This window comes from Flavobacterium ardleyense, assembly GCF_042686085.1.
Taxonomy (GTDB): Bacteria; Bacteroidota; Bacteroidia; order Flavobacteriales; family Flavobacteriaceae; genus Flavobacterium; species Flavobacterium ardleyense.
The window spans coordinates 44,745-63,429 of the sequence record NZ_JBHUOL010000010.1 but is presented as its reverse complement, the minus strand read 5'-3'; the positions used below and the strand labels follow the sequence as shown (position 1 = coordinate 63,429).

12 protein-coding genes are annotated in these 18,685 nt (G+C 32.0%); 3 read left to right on the top strand and 9 right to left on the bottom strand.

The annotated features are described in order from the left end of the window. Positions 1-138: 138 nt before the first annotated feature. From ACFSX9_RS04245 to ACFSX9_RS04220, 6 genes are all read right to left on the bottom strand, one after another. Positions 139-1,110, bottom strand: coding sequence for a hypothetical protein (locus tag ACFSX9_RS04245; protein ID WP_379804820.1), 972 nt, complete (start codon positions 1,108-1,110; stop codon positions 139-141). 194 nt (positions 1,111-1,304) lie between these two features. Continuing rightward, positions 1,305-2,573 carry a Shedu immune nuclease family protein gene (locus tag ACFSX9_RS04240; RefSeq protein ID WP_379804818.1) on the bottom strand — a complete coding sequence of 423 codons (1,269 nt, stop codon included), beginning with the start codon at positions 2,571-2,573 and terminating at the stop codon, positions 1,305-1,307. 649 nt (positions 2,574-3,222) lie between these two features. Continuing rightward, the gene (locus ACFSX9_RS04235; RefSeq protein WP_379804816.1) at positions 3,223-3,918 is read right to left on the bottom strand and encodes an SLATT domain-containing protein; all 696 of its coding nucleotides are present in this window, start codon (positions 3,916-3,918) and stop codon (positions 3,223-3,225) included. Positions 3,919-5,127: 1,209 nt separating this feature from the next. Continuing rightward, on the bottom strand, positions 5,128-5,691 hold the full coding sequence (locus ACFSX9_RS04230) for a hypothetical protein (RefSeq protein ID WP_379804814.1): 564 nt from the start codon (positions 5,689-5,691) through the stop codon (positions 5,128-5,130). A 181-nt stretch (positions 5,692-5,872) separates the two neighbouring features. Further along, positions 5,873-6,790: a hypothetical protein gene (locus tag ACFSX9_RS04225; RefSeq protein ID WP_379804812.1), complete on the bottom strand. Its 918-nt coding sequence runs from the start codon at positions 6,788-6,790 to the stop codon at positions 5,873-5,875. 1,003 nt (positions 6,791-7,793) lie between these two features. Continuing rightward, positions 7,794-8,030 (bottom strand): helix-turn-helix domain-containing protein, encoded by a 237-nt coding sequence (locus ACFSX9_RS04220; protein WP_379805390.1) that lies wholly within the window; start codon positions 8,028-8,030, stop codon positions 7,794-7,796. Between the two features lie 637 nt (positions 8,031-8,667). On the opposite strand from ACFSX9_RS04220, the gene ACFSX9_RS04215 reads away from it, so the two are divergent. Genes ACFSX9_RS04215 through ACFSX9_RS04205 form a run of 3 tightly spaced genes read left to right on the top strand, consistent with a single transcriptional unit; the run spans position 8,668 to position 15,745 of the window. Further along, positions 8,668-11,679 carry a SusC/RagA family TonB-linked outer membrane protein gene (locus ACFSX9_RS04215; RefSeq protein ID WP_379804809.1) on the top strand — a complete coding sequence of 1,004 codons (3,012 nt, stop codon included), beginning with the start codon at positions 8,668-8,670 and terminating at the stop codon, positions 11,677-11,679. 16 nt (positions 11,680-11,695) lie between these two features. Then, positions 11,696-13,099 (top strand): RagB/SusD family nutrient uptake outer membrane protein, encoded by a 1,404-nt coding sequence (locus tag ACFSX9_RS04210; RefSeq protein WP_379804806.1) that lies wholly within the window; start codon positions 11,696-11,698, stop codon positions 13,097-13,099. Between the two features lie 57 nt (positions 13,100-13,156). Then, on the top strand, positions 13,157-15,745 hold the full coding sequence (locus tag ACFSX9_RS04205) for a S9 family peptidase (protein WP_379804803.1): 2,589 nt from the start codon (positions 13,157-13,159) through the stop codon (positions 15,743-15,745). 53 nt (positions 15,746-15,798) lie between these two features. Here the strand turns inward: ACFSX9_RS04205 and ACFSX9_RS04200 are convergent, their stop codons facing one another. From ACFSX9_RS04200 to ACFSX9_RS04190, 3 genes are all read right to left on the bottom strand, one after another. Then, entirely contained in the window at positions 15,799-16,071 is a 273-nt protein-coding gene (locus tag ACFSX9_RS04200; protein ID WP_379804800.1) for a hypothetical protein, read from the bottom strand. A gap of 76 nt (positions 16,072-16,147) precedes the next feature. After that, entirely contained in the window at positions 16,148-17,638 is a 1,491-nt protein-coding gene (locus ACFSX9_RS04195) for a MauE/DoxX family redox-associated membrane protein (protein WP_379804798.1), read from the bottom strand. A 102-nt stretch (positions 17,639-17,740) separates the two neighbouring features. Further along, positions 17,741-18,619, bottom strand: coding sequence for a helix-turn-helix domain-containing protein (locus tag ACFSX9_RS04190; RefSeq protein WP_379804796.1), 879 nt, complete (start codon positions 18,617-18,619; stop codon positions 17,741-17,743). Positions 18,620-18,685: the final 66 nt, after the last annotated feature.

The window sequence follows — 18,685 nt, the reverse complement described above, 5'->3', positions numbered from 1 at the left end:
CTTTTCTTTCCCATGAACCATATCATTCAAGCCTTGTTGCGATTAATATCACTCGAGAAAAACTAATATATAATCCTCTCAAAAGTTGTTAATAACTTTAAGGTGCTTTACATAGGAACCGCTGTTGTGCGTTCGGCATTATTTTTCGATTTTATTGTAATTCACCGTTAAATAATAAGTTTTATAAATAGGTTTATATAATATAAAATTTTCACCAATTTTAGCTACGTTTTTTATTATTTTATATTGCTCTTCTTTTTGGACTTCGTTCAATTTGTCCATTGTCATCAGTTTGTCAAAGTCTTCAAAATTTATTTTTTTAACAGCTATATTTTCATAAATGGATTTATACATGCCTACTGAAAAAAATGAAAATGATTTTTCCATATCATACCCTTTATCATTCATAGTTAAAGGTTTTGAAACTTTATTTTTTGATACAAAATTTATTAAATTAACATTATCAGTACTACCTTTCAATACGATTGAATTGTCAATTATATTAATTATTTCAATTACATCTTTACCAATAGTTAAATTTTTTCCGATTTCGTTTTTTGTCAAATTAATAGTGTTGTAGCCAATTAAAAAATCAATTTTCATAATTAGAGAACCGTGAATTTTTTTGTAATCCGATTGTTCGTTATTTAAAGGATAATTACGAGTAATTTGGTAAATATCGTTTCCGCTTCTATTTCCTCCTCCTTGTAAGTTTTTTATTACTAATGAGTCTTTACCGTAAAAAAGTTTATTTTCTGACTTGTTAATTTCAATTAATGAACTGCGTAATTTTTCATTATTTAAAGAATTGAGTATGTTAGCAATAAAATATATTCGGTCTTTTTGAATTTCAATTTTTGCAGTTTCATTCATTAATTTGTAACAAGAATCTGCTTCTTCTAGAGAAAATGGTTTTGAAAAAAAATCTTCTGGATTATAAATAGATGTTTTAAATTTAGAATCTTCAAATTTTAAAATGTCGCTATTTATACCATAAATTAGTTCAACAATCATTTTACGGTCTTCTTCTTTTAAAATCTTTTGAGCTTCTAAATTTTGGATAAATAGTAAAGCTATAATTGTCAAAAGTACCTTATTGTAATATTTCATAAATTATTCTATTTTTTTGTTTTCAGCACTTTCGTTTTATGCTGACGCACAACGGTTTTCAGCTTGGCGAAGTGGCGGAAATCGAAGCATAAAACTTCAATTTTGCACTAAAGTTCAATTGAAAAACGGAACTTGAATTTAGTACAAAACACGCCATTTTGCCAAATTGATGTTGTGCGTTCGTTCTTTTCAGTTTATTTAGTTGTCATTACTTTTTGCAAACTTTCTATTTTTGTTTGAAGTTCGTCAAAAGTGATTATCTCAACATCTCTACTGTTGCTTCGAAAAAGTTCAAAAGAATATTTTTGATTTTCGTCTAAATCTTTTGTCGAACCTATGAGTACCACGCATTTAGAATTAAAAGTCTCAAAATTCCCTTTCCCTTTGCTTTTGCCTTTTGTTGCATAAAATTCTTTTTGAAAATTGTCACGTTGATTTAAAACCTGAACAATGCAACCTGTTAAGTCCTTTGTAGTACTGAAGACATCGTCACCACGATATGCCGTTTTCTCTAATAATTTGGTTTTATGGGTTTTTAGTTCTAAAAAAGAAACGTTGTCACTTAAACTATTTTTTATTAAAAAGTCATTGAATTTGCCGTTATGGTTATCAATTGTTTTTCCTCCGACATATGCTTCTCTTTGAAATAAAATAACTGGTTGTGCAAATATTGATGAGAAAATCCAACTATTGTCTTTTAAAAACACTTGCCACTGTTTTTCTAAACTTTCACCATCAGTTCTTAATGCCATCAATTCCTTAAACTTTTTTAAAGTCGCTTGAATATATTTTGTATCAACTAATTCTTTTGTTTTAGCTAATGCTTCACTTGTTAGGAAATCTGTTCCAATTGAGAGTTTATCAAATAAATCTTTAATGGCATTTTTATCAGCGTCTGAAAACTCATCTATACTGTTTCCCCAAGAAGCTAATGAATTTGCTAAAGCATCAGATATGTATGTTTTTGTAGGTGGTGCAATTGATGATGGAAAAATTTTATGAAGATTTATTTGTAACACAAAATCAACTTCCGCTCTGTTTTTTTTAAATATGCTTTTAAACGAGTTTTGTAATACATCTAAACTGGTTTCATTTAAATATAATTTTTTGCTTTTTAAGTCCATTTGGACTTTTCCACCTTTTTCAATTACCACTTCATCGAAATCGTAATTATCGTCAATATAATCAGTAAATGGATATAATGGTTTTGTAAATCCCCAACCATAATTTTCTGATTTGAAAACTCCGACTGGAAGCTTTCCTTTGAACCCATTATAAGTGAACCTTTTAATTGTTTTATATTTTTCACCACCATCAAAACCTCTTGGATAGTGAACTATTTGGTCTTTATTTAAAAATATTTCTCGCGAAATTTGATTAATTCCTTTTTCAGTGTCAATATAATCATAAACCTTTTTTGTCGCTAACGTTTTAACTAGCTTTTCGCCTTTAAAGTCTGCCATAATTTATTTGTTACTGTATTTGTTTTTCTGCGGTAAGTTTTAGAATGACGCACAACTCATATATGCACGAACCTCTAAAATTTAAAAATTTGTAAATACTTGTTTTTTAATTGTTTATGAAAATATATTTAAAAAAGCGATATCCGTGTTATTTTTTTTAATATAAATTCTTTACGAATATAAATTATTTTTTTATAGTTATCGGATTTTTATTTTACTACTTATTTTTCTTCTTCCAATCATCCTTCCAATAATATCCATTTTTGTGCTCATAAAGTTTACCTCTTAGATAAGCTCCCAAGATTATTACCGGAATAATCAATACTATTTTATACCACTCCATAGTTGCTTTTAAATCAAGGAAGGTTGTCTTGATTTAATTCAAAATTGAAACAATGATATTGGGAAAACTAATACTATAATCGAAGTCGGTATACTTCGAAGAACTGAGAAGAATTATCGTGGCATCATTGATAAAGTTAGCCTAACTTTTCTGTCCTTGCCTTTGGCGGACAAAAGTTAGTTGCCAACTTTACCAGCAAGCCTTGTTGCGATTAAAATCACTCGAGAAAAACTAACATATAATCCTCTCAAAAGTTGTTAATTACTTTAAGGTGCTTTACATAGGAACCACTGTTAGCAACAGTTATTATTTTAGATATGCTATATAAAATAAGGTAAGTAATGGTCCAAATATTAAGATGTGATAAATAGCATAAACCTTTATGTAATATTTTAACCAAATCCATTTTATTTTAATAAAATTCAATCCAAAATATTCAGGTTTAGTTAGTTGAAATTGTAAATAATCTATTGGTAAATGATTTTCATATTTTTTAAGGATTGCGTCGTAATCAATACTTATTTGCAGTAATTCACTTTGTTTAGTTATAGGATTTATTGTGAAGTTTTTTATAAATCTTGCTCTTGTATATAGTTCAGCAATATCTAGAGAACAATTATGATATCTTTCTGATTTTAAAGAAAAGTTTTCAGAACTTTCAAGTTGACTAAACAGAAGAATAAGAACAGAAAATGCAGTAGAAATAAATCCAACTTGATTGTTAAGTATTTTTATGCCGAGTAAATTAATATCATACAAATTAACAATTCCAATAATTATTAAATATGCTGATAAATATCCAATTGATTTAGAAGATAATTTGTTCAAAGTATGATTTCTGTGACTCGCTGAAAATCTAGCTCCTTTTGTTGACCATAGTTTATAATTTAGTTCTTCTTCAAAACTATTTTTTTTAAGATATGGTGGAATTTTGTTTTTATTTTTTAGTATATTTTTTGCTCTCTTTATAGCTTTCCACTTATTACAAATATAGTTTATCATTTGTTATACTAAATTACTTATTTATACGGTTTTTCTTATAATTGTTGCTAACTCATATATACACGAACCTCTAAAATTAAAAATTCGTAAACAGTTGCTTTCTAATTAATTATTAAAATGTATTCGGTAAAGCGAAGTTCGTGTTATTTTTTAAAATCTAAATTCTTTACGTCTATAATTGAAATTTTTATAGTTACCGAAACTTTCATTTATTACTTATTCTGCTTCCAATCATCCTTCAAGTACTATCCATTTTTGGGTTTTTAGATTTGACTATAAAGCATAAAAAATGATATGATGCTATGTCTTTTAATTTTTAGTAATTAATCAGTTTTAAAAAGCATATGAGAACGAGATATTTCTGGGTTTGCATATTTTTTAATATGTTGACTTGTATGTTATTTTCTCTTGTTCCTTTTTTCTGAAGTTGTAGGCTAAATATACCCAAATCTAATAAAATAGCCATTCAATTTAAGTGGCTATTTTATTAGAGATTTGAACAGTGTTTACATAGAGGTTTACCTCCAGTACCTAATTGTAAATTAATCTTTTCAATGTTGTTCCCTTCTGTACAGCTACTATTGTTGTGGTGTACAGTTTGTTTTTTGCTGTTAAAAGCACGTACTTTTGCCATTTTATCTTGGTTTAATAATTAATAATATTCCGAATATCGATATTAAAATAGTTGTAAACTAATGAAAATCAGACTTTTCGACGTAAGTCTTTCTTTAATCGATATAATGCATTATTTTAAAATTAAATTTGGACTATGGTGTATTGTTAATTTAGTAGACTTGGTACATTATTAATAAACTATATCAATTTATACCACTCATTAGTTGGGTTTTTAATGCTGGTTTTTAGATTTTTGAAAGGACAGTAATTTAGAGGAATCAAAAACGCCAACAAAAATGTCTTGATGGCGTCCTTGACTTATAACTTAAAGAAATATTCACGATTTTACGTTAAAAAACCCACACTACATGTGCAACAAATGCAACTAGCACTGCAGAAAGCACACAGCTTACTCAAAACGCATTTTTATGACCTAAAAACAGCCTTTTTAAGCAGTTCACAATTAATGCAAAACGTAAAAACCAACCTCGCTTAAATGTCTTTAAAAGAGGTTGGTTTTATTATTTTTATCAGGAAATTTGATTTAAAATGATGTTGTGCAACGGTTACCGCTGTTGTAGGTAGGTTTTTTATTTATTCAATTTTTTCATTTATAAAGCCAAAAACATTTTTTACTTTAAGAAAAGTATATAACCTTTCTTTTTGTTCTTCAGTAAGTTCTTTTTGCCAGTTTTCTACTCCTTGAAGAATATGCAAACAGAATTCATCTGTATGTAAAACAAGTTTATTATTTATTATACTCCCGTGAACATTCATTTGGTAGTTTGGTTCTAAAAATTTTATTTCATCCAAAATTTCTCTTGCACTTTGCGAATTAATTTCACCACTTCCTTCGTGTAAAAAAGCACACCTTAAAGCATAACAATCATTTCCACTTAATCTTGTTCCTTTAAGTAACCTTTCATATTCCTCAATACTAGCATATTTTTTAGTCATTTCTAACTGATTAGAACTGTAATTTGTCTTATAATTCTCTCCAACGTAATTATCAAACCATTTTGCATATTTTTTGCCAGTAGTTTTCGTACCATCAGTGATTTTTACGCAAATGTCTGGAATGGCTAAACTAATCGCAATTGCAGAATACCAATTCGATGTTTCTAAGGACTTTTTTACTGAATCAGTTAAATGTTTCATAGATTAAAAGTTTTTTTTTGGTTTCGGAGGTAAACTTATCTACAACGTTTAGTGGCTTTATAAAGTGGCTTTGATTATTCACAGACCAACACAAATATAGACAAAATTATGATTCATAGAGGTTTTTCCGAAGGAAAAACCAAGCCCAAGCCATTTTATAAAACCATTGTTAGCAACAGGCTTATTCGCTTACTAAAAGAATGAATTCTAAAACAATTTTATCTCTTTCAGAAGTTTTGTTATTTTCATATTGAATTTCATAATATTTTTCCAATAGTTTTTCTAACTCTAAAGATTTTTTACTATTACTAATCCTGGTTATAAATTCAGAAGCAAAATAATAATTTTCTTTTGGTAGTTTTTTTAGTTTATCTATTAGTATGGAATCAATTTCATCTTTATTTTCAGAATACAATAAATCAGATAAATCAAAATCAAAGTATTCATTATCTAAAGATTCTAAATATGCTTTTTTTAATCTTGCTTTTTGATTATTGTTCAATTCTGTTGAGTAACCATTTTCTTTGTCATTAGAAAATTCTTTATGATTTACTAATTCATAAACTCCTTCCCAACGTGTTGATTCATTTTCACTGCATTTTACTAGCCATTCAATTGTTTCCTTTCTTTTTAAAATTGAATCATTGATTTTAAAAATATCTTGAATTTCAATAATTCGTTTTTTATAGGTTTCAATTCCAATTGATTCAAGAGTCTTTGAACCATAGTTTAAAGCGTGAGTTGAATATTCTCCATTTTTATAGTCGAGGAATGATACAACAGAAGAGTTTTCATAATACCTTGCTGGAGCAGGACAAGACATATTCGGTTCGAAAAGCACTTCAATTGTGTCGTTTGTTATTTTTCCTTGAAGCACTTCAAGTATTTTTATTTTAGCAATTTTATATTGACGATAATAAATATTCTTTTTCTTTTTTCCTTCGTGTTTTTTATCTACAACACTAATTACATTTCCAATAACAATAATTTCGCTTTCAGAGACTAGTTTTCTTAATGGTCTTGGTGTAATTGGATAGTTAACAGCAAAAACATTACTGCAAATTATAGATATAAAAAAAGTAAATAATAGTTTCTTCATTATCGGTTTTTCAAAGCTTGTTGCTAACTCATATATACACGAACCTCTAAAATTTATAAATTCGTAAATACTTGTTTTTTAATTGTTTATAAAAATATATTCAAAAAAACGATATTCGTGTTATTTTTTTAAATATAAATTCTTTACGAATATAAATTATTTTTTTATAGTTATCGGATTTTTATTTTACTACTTATTTTTCTTCTTCCAATCATCCTTTCAATACTATCCATTTTTATGCTCATATAGTTTACCTCTTAGATAAACTTCTAAGACTATTACCGGAATAATCAACACTATTATATATCAATCGGTAGCTACGTATAAATCAAAGAAGATTGTCTTGATTTATTTTAAAATTGAAACAATATTAATGGAAAAACTAAAACTATAGTGGAAGTATAGAGATTTCGAACAATTGAGAAAGTAATATTTAACTTGAAAGAGCGAGCATTGTAATTGTTACGATTAAAAATATAATTCCAAAAAGAACTTCAGAGCGTTTTAATATGAAAAATTTATCAGGTGAATACACAAGGCAAACTAAAGCTGAAAAATAATATTTGACCGTTCGCTCTACTTTATATATAAATGATCTTTTTTTTGTTTTCATCTGACAATTAGTTTAGTAAAAATTGTTTCATGAATATTTAACGCTTTTAAAATTAAATAATAAATAAAAGTAGATTTTATTTATTGTTTAAAAAAAGATTATAATTTTTGCTTCAATAATTGGGTACTATTTATAATATCTGCCCAGCCAGAAATGTTTCGGAGAACACTTAAATACTTCTGCTATTTTATCAAGGTGATCGATATTATATTTAGCCCATTTCGAATTTTCTGCTACATCGGAAATAAAATTGGCAGTCATTTCTAATTTTTGTAAAAAGTTCTAATTGTGTAATGCAATTCTCTTTTCTGAATGTCTTAATTTTCTAAATTATATATTGTTCTGTTTTGTTCAAAATATATAGAAAATATTAGTGTAAATTATATCGCTCTATTTTTTATTTATCATTAATTTACTATCTAAATCCTCAACTCTTTTATAAAATTTTGAGATAGATATATTATAATATTGACAAAGAAGAAATAATGTACTAGGTGATATGTTACCTTCTCCTGTTTCTATTCTCGCTAGATTAAGAGTTATGTTTTTTGAATCAAAAATGTCTGTAATTACAGAGTCCTGAGTCAAGTTTGCTTCAGTCCGAAGATCTTTTAATACCTTCCTCATCGCATTTAGTAATGGTATGTTTTTTATCTGTTTCATCTAAATTCAAATTGACACAGAAAAAAAGATTATCACAACGACATATATGTCGGTATTTTTTTTATATTTGTCTTCATAATGCTGCAAATAGTAGTATTTTTGCGATTCTTCAAACATAAAATTGAAGCATTCGCTTTGAATCTCGTTTTCAAAAACTGGTAATTTTAAACACGCGAGAAGATAAGAAGATGCTCACGTCTATTGGCGTGGGCTCACTTATTCGTGTGTGGGGTATACCAGTACCTTGAAAACGTCTAAGCTGAGTTCCACGCTTTTTTTATGCCCACAACTCTCCTTTTTATTCTTAGCACTGTTTCCTTCTTTTAAGTTTCGCAATTTGATTTTGAATTAGTTGAGTTAGTAGGAAAGCCACCGTTTGTTTGGTTTTTTACTGAATGAGCGGTGCACTTTCTGTTGTTTAATCTTTTAACAAAAAGCCTATGGTGGAATAAAAATTTACGTATACAAATTACCTGTCGTTACAATTAGATCAAAAAGTTCTTAATTGTACTGACAAAAAAAAGGCCCTCTAAAATATCTTGGCGGATGCATAGAGGACCGGCAAAAACAAAACTAATGTTTCATTTAACTAATCAAAAGTATGAATAAAAATTCATTTTTAGAGGGTTTGGTTGCACAACTACTGCCCAAACTCTATGCTATTTTTCTCCTGTGTTGTATCTCAGGCGTTTATGCACAACCCACAACCGTTACTGGAACGGTAAGCGATGCTGTAGGTGTTTTAGTGGGTGCAACCGTGCAAGTCAAGGGAAAACCTACTGTTGCCTTAACTGATTTTGACGGTAAGTACACCATCAAAGCCAAGACCGGTGATCTGTTGCTGTTTTCCTATGTGGGTTACAAGCAAGCTGCGGTCCTTGTAGGCGACCAGCGTGTAATTGACGTGCAATTGCAAGAAGACGCTACTACATTAAAGGAAGTAATTGTGAATGCAGGTTACTATACTGTAAAAGATAAAGAGCGGACCGGAAGCATCGCTTCTATAAAGGCAACCGAGATAGAGCAACAACCGGTTACTAGTGTATTAGCAACCCTTCAGGGCCGAATGTCTGGCGTAAATATTACGCAGGCCACTGGTGTGCCCGGCGGTGGTTTTAGTATTCAGATAAGAGGTGTAAATAGCATTAGACCTGAGGGAAACCAGCCTTTGTATCTAATTGATGGGATGCCTTTTTCTACAGAGAGTTTAGGCAGTATTTCTATTTCGGGGCCTATAATGGGTGGCGTATTAAACCCATTAAATGGTATTAATCCAGCTGATATAGAAAGTATTGCTGTTTTAAAAGACGCTGACGCTACTGCAATTTATGGTTCGCGTGGTGCTAATGGTGTGGTTTTAATTACCACTAAAAAAGGAAAGAAAGGAAAAACGCAGATTACTGTAAATAGTTATACCGGAGCTGGTACTGTTAGTCGCCGTCTGAATTTATTAAACACGACACAGTACATTTCTATGCGAGAAGAAGCTTTTGTTAATGATGGCACTAGTAGTTATCCGGCTTCTGCCCATGATCTTAATGGTCACTGGGATAGAAATCGTTATACTGATTGGCAAAAAGAATTAATAGGAGGGACGGCAATTACTCAAAATATATCGGTGGGCGTATCTGGTGGTAGTGGCAATACCCAGTTTATGTTGCAAGGTACTCACTTTAATGAGACCACAGTATTTCCTGGTTCTTTTAGTTACGGCAAAAATTCTATTCATTTTAACGTAAGTCATCAATCAGACAATGAAAAATTCACCTTAAACTTATCAGGTAATTATGTTATCGATAAAAATGATATGCTCGGGACTGATTTGACCCGATTGTCTAGTTCTTTAGCGCCCAATGCTCCAGCTTTATATAATGCCGATGGCAATTTAAACTGGGCCAATTCTACTTGGGAAAATCCATTGCGCTTGTTAAGAGGATCTTATCTAAACAGTACCAAAGGTTTGTCTGTTGGTGGGCTGTTGTCTTACATTTTACCCGCTTCTTTGGAGTTTAAAACTACGTTTGGTTACGGGGATTCGCGTTTAACAGAGTCCAATACTAAACCTTCTACGATTTTTAATCCTGCATTTGGCTTAACAAGTTCCGCTTCATCAGTAACTTTTAACCAGTCTTCTCAAAGTTCGTGGAGTGTGGAACCTCAACTGTCTTGGAATAAGAAAGTAGGCCGCGGGAAATTTAATATTTTACTGGGGAGTACGTTTCAGGAGCGCACGGCTGCACAATTTATCGTTTATGCTAGTGGTTTTTCAAGTAATGCTTTATTAGGTAATTTGGCAGCAGCTTCTACTACTCAGGTTAGAAGCGATTCAGAATTGATGTACCGGTATATGGCTTTGTTTGGTCGTGTTAATTATAGTTTGTATGAGAAGTATTTCGTTAATTTGACTGGCCGAAAGGATGGTTCCAGCCGTTTTGGTCCCAATAATCGCTTTGCTGCTTTTGGCGCTGTGGGTGTAGGTTGGCTCTTTAGTAAGGAAACTGCTATAAGTGATGCTTTGCCTTTTATGAGTTTTGGGAAGTTGCGTTCTAGTTATGGCACAACCGGAAGCGATCAAATAGGTGATTATCAATTTCTAAATACCTATGCAGCTAGTGGAACTGTTTATAATGGTATTATTGGTTTAGCACCAAGCCGTTTGTTTAATCCTGACTTTAGTTGGGAAGTGAATAAGAAATTTGAACTAGCACTAGAGACAGGTTATTTCAATGATCGAATTTTCTTAACTGCGGCTTATTTTAAGAATCTTACTTCGAATCAACTCGTGGGTGTTCCGCTGCCGGGTACCACCGGTTTTGATTCTGTGCAGGCCAACCTTGAAGCCACTGTTGAGAATAGTGGTTTTGAGTTTGAATTGCGTACTGTAAACTTTTCTAAAAAAGATTTCAACTGGACTACTTCTTTGAACCTGAGTTTATCAAAAAATAAATTAGTGGCATTTCCTGACTTAGCGGGTTCTGTTTATGCTAACCAGTATATTATAGGTCAGCCTTTAGGAATTTATAAAGCCTATGAATTTGCAGGAGTGAACTCCGCCACCGGAATATATGAGTTTACTGACTTTAATGGCGATGGCTTATTAACGGATGTGGAGGACCGAAAGAAGATTATCTATACTACACCCGATTATTTTGGTGGCTTGCACAATAGTTTGACATACAAGAAATGGCAATTGGATTTTTTATTTCAGTTTGTAAAACAGTTAGGGCTTAATAGTAATGTATTAAATGCTTTGCCTGGCACTGCAAATAATGTTCCGACTTCGGTATTTAATAATTGGCATCAACCGGGCGATGTGTCTTCTACACAGCTATTTACAGCAGGGTATAATACTACTGCTGTGAATGCTTACTATAATCAATTTGTTCGAAGTGATGCAATTTATAGTGATGCTTCTTACATCCGACTTAAAAATCTATCCCTATCCTATACGTTGCCTACTACTTTTATTAAGGATTTACATTGTAAGCTTTATTTTCAAGGTCAGAATCTACTCACTTTTACAAAATTTGATGGAGCCGATCCTGAGAATCAATCCCGCGGGCAATTGCCTACTTTACGAGTTTTATCCATAGGAATGCAATTAAAATTTTAACTCTAAAAAGAATCTTATGAAAAATATTAAATATGAAATGACGTTTGTATTTGCTTATTGCTTGCTAGTAGTTTCTGCCTTATGCTTATTATATAGTTGTGATGATTTTGTTTCAGTCGATTTACCTTCTAACCAGCTGACAGGTGAGGCGGTCTTTGAAGATGTTGCTACAGCTGATGCTGCATTAGCCCATATTTACGCTCAATTGCGGCATGATGTTTTAGTTACTGGAACCTCTAATGGACTAAGTTGTTTGATGGGTAATTATGCGGATGAACTTGATTATTATAGTTCTGGGAATTTACCTGCTCTGCATTTTAATCAAAATAATTTATTGGCTACCAATTCGACTGTAGGTTCTATTTGGAAATCTACTTACAATTTGATTTACGCGTCCAACGCAGTAATTGAAGGTGTTTTGAATTCCGGCTCTCTATCTGCCACTAACAAATCTAGATTGCTTGGAGAAGCCTACTTTATTAGGGCTTATTTGCATTTTTATCTAGTGAATTTGTATGGTGAAATACCGTATGTTGTTTCTACTGATTACAAGGTTAATACCACCATTTCTAAATTAGCAGTTTCAGATGTTTATTCCAAACTGACTACAGATTTGCAACAAGCCATCAGTTCACTGCCTGCCACATATGCTGTGGCGGGACGAGCGAAACCAAATAAGAGTACGGCGCATGCTTTTTTATCTCGCGTGAAATTATATAGTGGTCAGTGGTCAGAAGCCGCTTTTTATGCCGATGAGGTAATTGGCACCACTTCTTTATATAATTTGCCAAGCACTGTTACTTCTGTTTTCCTAAAAACTAGTACGGGCACCTTATGGCAGTTGATGCCTCAGACGAACACCTTCAACACTTTTGAAGCACAGACTTTTATATTTGTTACAGGTCCACCACCTACTTATGCGCTTACTGACGGATTAGTTTCGTCATTTGAAGTTGGTGATTTAAGAAGAACTAATTGGATTGGAACTGTTACTAGTGGCGCTCAGAGTTGGTATTATCCTAACAAATATAAAGAGCGCGTTGCGACGGGTCCTTCTGTCGAAAATTCTATTCTATTTCGCTTAGAGGAGCTTTATTTGATTCGAGCGGAAGCCAATGCGCAATTGGATAATCTGACCAGCGCGCAAGACGATTTGAATGTGATTCGAAACCGAGCGGGCCTTTCTAACACGCTAGCGAACACGAAAACAGCTTTACTTGAGGCGATACAGGATGAACGTCGAAAAGAATTTTTCACGGAGTTAGGTCACCGCTGGTTTGATTTAAAACGAACAGGAATGGTGAATTCCGTTTTAAGTGGTGTGAAACCTGGTTGGGACGCTACTGATATTCTTTTGCCGTTGCCGTCGTCAGAATTGTTACTGAATTCTAATTTATTACCACAGAATCCGGGTTACTAAATGGAATTCGTTTTTATAAGTGGTGGGAGGAGGTCGGTAAATTTTAAGAGAATAATTATGAGGATTTTATTATATGTGCTTTTGTTTTTGAGTTGGTGTGATTCCGCTGCACAAGGGATAAAGAAATTAACACCTGCAGACTACGGATTGTGGTCTACTTTGAATCAAGCTCAAATGAGTGCTGATGGTAAGTGGGTTTGCTATGGTGTTAAAAATGAAAAAGCCGATACTCTTTTTTTACATTCGTCAAAAAACCGTAGTTCTTTTGCTTTTCCAAAAGGTAGAAATTCAAGCTTTTCTCCTAATAGTAAGTGGTTTAGTTGTTTTCAAAATGATAGTTTAAAGTTATTTAATTTGGAGAAAAATGCTGTTAGTTTTGTTAAAGCAAGAGTTTCCGATTATCAGTATTCTACCGATGGATCTTCTATCTTGATTTTTTTAAAAAAGGACAATTTTAAGAATTTAGAAGTATTGAACTTAAATACGAAGAAATCTTTTTTTATAGAAGGTATTGTTTCTTACCAGTTGAGTTTAGACCGCAAGCGAATTGCTCTGCTAGTTAATGAGAGCGCTATGCAGCTTGTAAAAGTCATAACATTTGGTAACGCACCTATAGAGCAAGAGGTGGTCAGATGTACACTTTGTGAGTTTAAAAATTTAAAGTGGGATGATGGTGGAAACAAACTTACTTTCTTTAAAGCGACCAAAACCGATTTAGATCCCTCTTTAGTTTTATATTGGAGTACAGGTTTTGAGGGTAAAATTTCGGTTAAAACTTTGGATTCTACGTGTTCAATTTTCCCTGAAAATTCTGAATTTACGCAAGATAACTTGTATTTACCAGCCACTGGAAATTTGGTTTTCTTTACTTTGAAAAAGAAAGTATTAGAAACTTCTGCTTTAAATAGTAGTGCGAATGGAGCTGTACAAGTTTGGAAATCAAGCGATTTAACGATACCTCCGAGGGGATTGAAAGAAAAAAATAGCGAACTGTTGCTTTGGCATTTATGGAATATTGATAGGAATGTTATTTATCCGGTAGAAGACGAGTTGCATACACGTTCTATAGTCACTAAAGATTCAAAGCACGCTTTAGTTTATAATCCGGAAGAGCTAGCTGCAGTTTATAAGTGTAGTAATGAGTTTATTGCTATGTATGTTAAGACCTTAGCTACGGGAGAAAAGAAGAGACTTTCTGACCGACAAGCTTTATTAAATAATGGGGTTGTGGTGTCTACTACAGGCAAATATATTGCCTATTTCAATGCCAACACCTGGTGGATTTATGATGTAAATTTAGATAAGCATCGTTGTGTGTCGAAAGGCATTGCGAATTTACATAAATTAGATTATGATCGAGGTGGGTTGGCTCCTCCAGTGTCCAAGCCAAGTTGGTCTGCAAATGATTCTGAATTTATATTTTATGATCAATATGATATTTGGAGTGTTACCCCAGATGGCGCTAGAAAAAAGAGATTAACAGATGGAAGTAAGCAAAAAATAATTTATAGAATCTGCGAAACTACTGAGCCAAAATCTCCAAATTATTATTCTTATGGTTTTTTATCGGGTAGTCATGATTTAAAAAGCGTATTGTTGCTAAAAACTGAGCATGAAGATACTTATGCGCAAGGTTTTTCGTTATTGCATCCAATTGGTGTATTAAAAGTTTTGCTAGATAGCGATGGCAAGTGCGATTTAGTAAATAGGTCATCTGATAGGAAAAGTTTTTTGTTTTCTGAACAACGTTTTAATTTATCTCCTCGATTATTGCACGTTAATCTCGAAGGAAAAGTGTACGAGATTTATCAGTCTAATAAACATCAAGCATTATTTCAGTGGGGAAAATCGAAGTTGGTTACTTATGCGAATACAAATGGGACTAAGTTGAAAGGTGCTTTATTTTATCCAGAGCATTATGATAGCACAAAAAAATATCCTTTGTTAGTTGTTATTTATGAGCGAAAATCTAAGGAGGTATTTGATTATAGTACTCCGAGTTTAGCAAGTTATTGGGGTTTTTCGCTAGCTAACTTTGTTACTGATGGTTATTTCGTTTTGTATCCAGATATCACCTTTACCATTGATAGGCCAGGGGAGGACGCTTTAGATTGTGTAACGGCTTCAGTTGAAGCTGCTTTAAAAGATTATCCTATAGATGAGAAGTCGATAGGATTAATGGGGCATTCTTTTGGAGGTTATGAAACGGCTTATATAATGGGAAAGACTAAATTATTTAAAACGGCAGTGGTGGGTTCTGCAGTTGTAGATTTAGTTGATAATTATCTAACTCTAGATGGTCATGGTGTTTCGAATATGTGGCGTTATGAGTATGATCAAATGCGTATTAAAGCACCGTTTTACAGTGAAAAATTTAGAAGTAATTTACCTTTGGAAAACGTTAGTGCTATATCGTCACCTGTACTGATTTGGACCGGTACAAATGATTTACAGTTGGACTGGAAAAACAGCATGAAACTGCATACAGCATTATGGAAATTAGGTAAGAAAAGTACCTTGCTCGTTTATCCAAATGAAGGGCATGTACTTTCAAAGCTTGAAAATAAAATTGACTTAACAATGAAAGTTAAGCAATGGTTGGATTACTATTTGAAACAAGGAGCTCCAGAGCCTTGGTTAGAGTAGTTATGTTGAATTAATTAGTAAAGGTGTCGCGTTTAGCGACACCTTTTTTAAAGTTAGTGAATTCTGTACAATTCTTTCGCACATGTAGCATCATTTAGGTTATCTTTTCCAAATGCTTGCTTCACTTCTCCTTGGTATACCATTGTACACAAAGGCCCAAATTCCGTACTACAGGATACGGGAATTTCACAAGGACTTGGTGTGTCAATCCATCCTGTTTGTGGTGCTAATACTAAATTATCCGTGTTCTGAGACGCGTAAGCTCCCATAATAGCCAAAGCAAAAACAGCTAATGACATTCCGATTTTTAAAAACTTAGTTTTCATATTTAATAAATTTATGGTTGTGTTCTACTCTTTTAACAGGTTTTCGAACTTCCCCTGATACTGGCCACGTATATCTTTAGTAATTTAGTTTGAAATAGGTAGGTTTTAGTTTACCAATTATCAAGTGATTGCTAGTTAAACCTACTAGTAAATTATTATATATTTTAAATGTTTTTATCTCTTCGTTTTTGTAATGATACAGGTAAAAGCTAAATTCATAAGTACTGTTGTCAATATTATAAACATCAATAATAGAGGCTTGTTTTGCTATGTTTTCGGATTCATATTTGCCGAGTCTATTTGATTTTATAAATAGATATTTGCTTTCCGTGGCAGCATATATATTAACCGTTGTAGGTTGCTTAGCAAGTTTTTTTTGCTGGCTTTTTTTCATGTAAGCAAATTCCAGAGGTGCTTGCCTTAAGGTGTCAATAGTATTGTTGATTTCAATAGTGTTGAGGTTTTTATCAGTTGTAATAAATTCGTTTCGATAGTAATATGTATAAATCACTTTTTTTAACTTGATGTTGTAAAGTAGCATTCCGTCTGCATCGAAAATTCCGTCTAAGTTCTTTTGGAGAACATTTTTATCTCCGATACTCTGATAGTGTAAGTCTTTGTTTAAGATATTTAGATCGTATTCATTTGAGTTCGTTTTGTGTTGTCTTATTAAAAATAGATCTTCAGTGATTGGTTCAAATAGTGAGAAGTGTCGATTTGGTTTGATTTCTTCTGTTGTTGTCCAGTTCTCAATATTTCCTTTGTAGATAATTGGTATAGTTCCATCAACCATATAAAAAAATGGTGAATTAATTTTTATCTGAATGGCGGCAAAAGGGTGTTTTTTTGAAGTTGTAATTTCAATTCTTTTGATACTTGTTTTCTGGGTTGCGGTATCGAACTCCACAATGTGTAATGGGGCGGTAGCGTTACCTAAAATCACTTTGCCATTGTGAAAACCTGCAATGTAGTATGAGTTGTATGGTAATGGAAATCCTTTCAGCGCTGTAATAGGATGGTGTGGATATCTTCTAATGAAGGCATTATTGCGATGCATTTCATTTTCAGAACATTTATAAAGTATAATTACAAGTATTGTGGTAAGAATACCTGTAACAACCAAATATGATACCTGCTTTCTTGCAGTATATTGTTCAGTTGTATCTAGAATAAATCCTAGACCGCCCATGGCAACGAAAATAAAATTAAAAAATAGATGTTGCTCCCAGTTCATTTCCGAGAGAATCCCACCACAAGAGCAAGGGATGAAATCGCTGTAATTTAATATTATAATGATGTAGGAAGAAAACATCACCATTAATCCGAAAGCAAGAAGTAACCCGATGTATCGAATTCTTGGAAGTAGCATTATAAGCGCCACCACAATTTCAATAGTAGGAATTAAAACAGCGATTGTACTTGCGTAAGCACTTAATAATGGAGATTGCCCTAATTGAATTTTGAATGCTTCAAAATCTAATATTTTACTAACTGCAGCATAAATAAATAGGAAAATGTATAAATATGTGATTGCTGTGACTAGTATTGTTTTGGAATTGTTTTTCATTTTAATTTATTTTACCATTTGATTTAGTAAAATTCTGAAATACAATTAGATACTACATGTTTTATAGGGATTTTAGCTTGTTCAAAAAGAAGTTGCAGTATCTCATGTTCTTCTTTTTAGCTCACTAGGAGGGTAGTTATACGCTTTTTTGAAGGCTTTGGAGAAGTTTGTGTAATCATTAAAGCCACACATGTAAGCAATTTCTTTTAAAGGAATAGTTGTTTGCTGTATAATGGAGTGTGCTTGTTTTAATCGTTCTTCGTTATAAAATTTATAGATGCTGGTTTTAAAGAAATGTCTAAAACCATCTTTTAACTTAAATTCATTTGTACCAAATAATTTCGAAAGTTGTTTTAAGGTTGGTAAAGGTTCTTCTAGGTGTTTCATTATATACTCATAAACCTCTTGAATAATAATTGCATCAGATTTTCTAGGTGTCGTGTTTGAATTACCAACAGTAATGTCTTGAAGAACCGTAGTTACAGTTGAGATGAATAAATTATCGGTATTTACTAATCGATACACTGTGCAGAAGAAAGGCGCCAACTGTTTTTGATTATCTACAAATATAAGTTGAATTGTCTTTTGGTATTTTTCGTCATGCTTCATTTCTTTTTTTATTAGATTTAGAATGGGGAATGATCTTTCTGATAGAATGTCAGTTATTTTCATCTTTAGTAGTACGTCTTCGCTATAGTGTAAGAACATTGGCATATTTGGACTGAAACTTACAATTTTAAAATCAGCATTTAGAATTAGGGTTACTTGAATTAAATTTTGATAAGTATAATGCGGATTAACATAGCCGGATTTTAGTATGATGTCTTTCATTTTACCAGCTAACGAATTAAGTGTTTTAGCAATATTTCCTAATTCGTTATTTTCAATTTCTTCAATTCTAAATGATATGTTTCCAGTTGCCATCTCGAATAGCATTTGGTACATGTTTTTGATTATATTTCGTTCTTCGTTTGAAATCATTTTTTATGAAATTGAATTTTATTGTTGCTGTTTAAAATTCAAAATTAGAGCAAAGATTTACTTGAA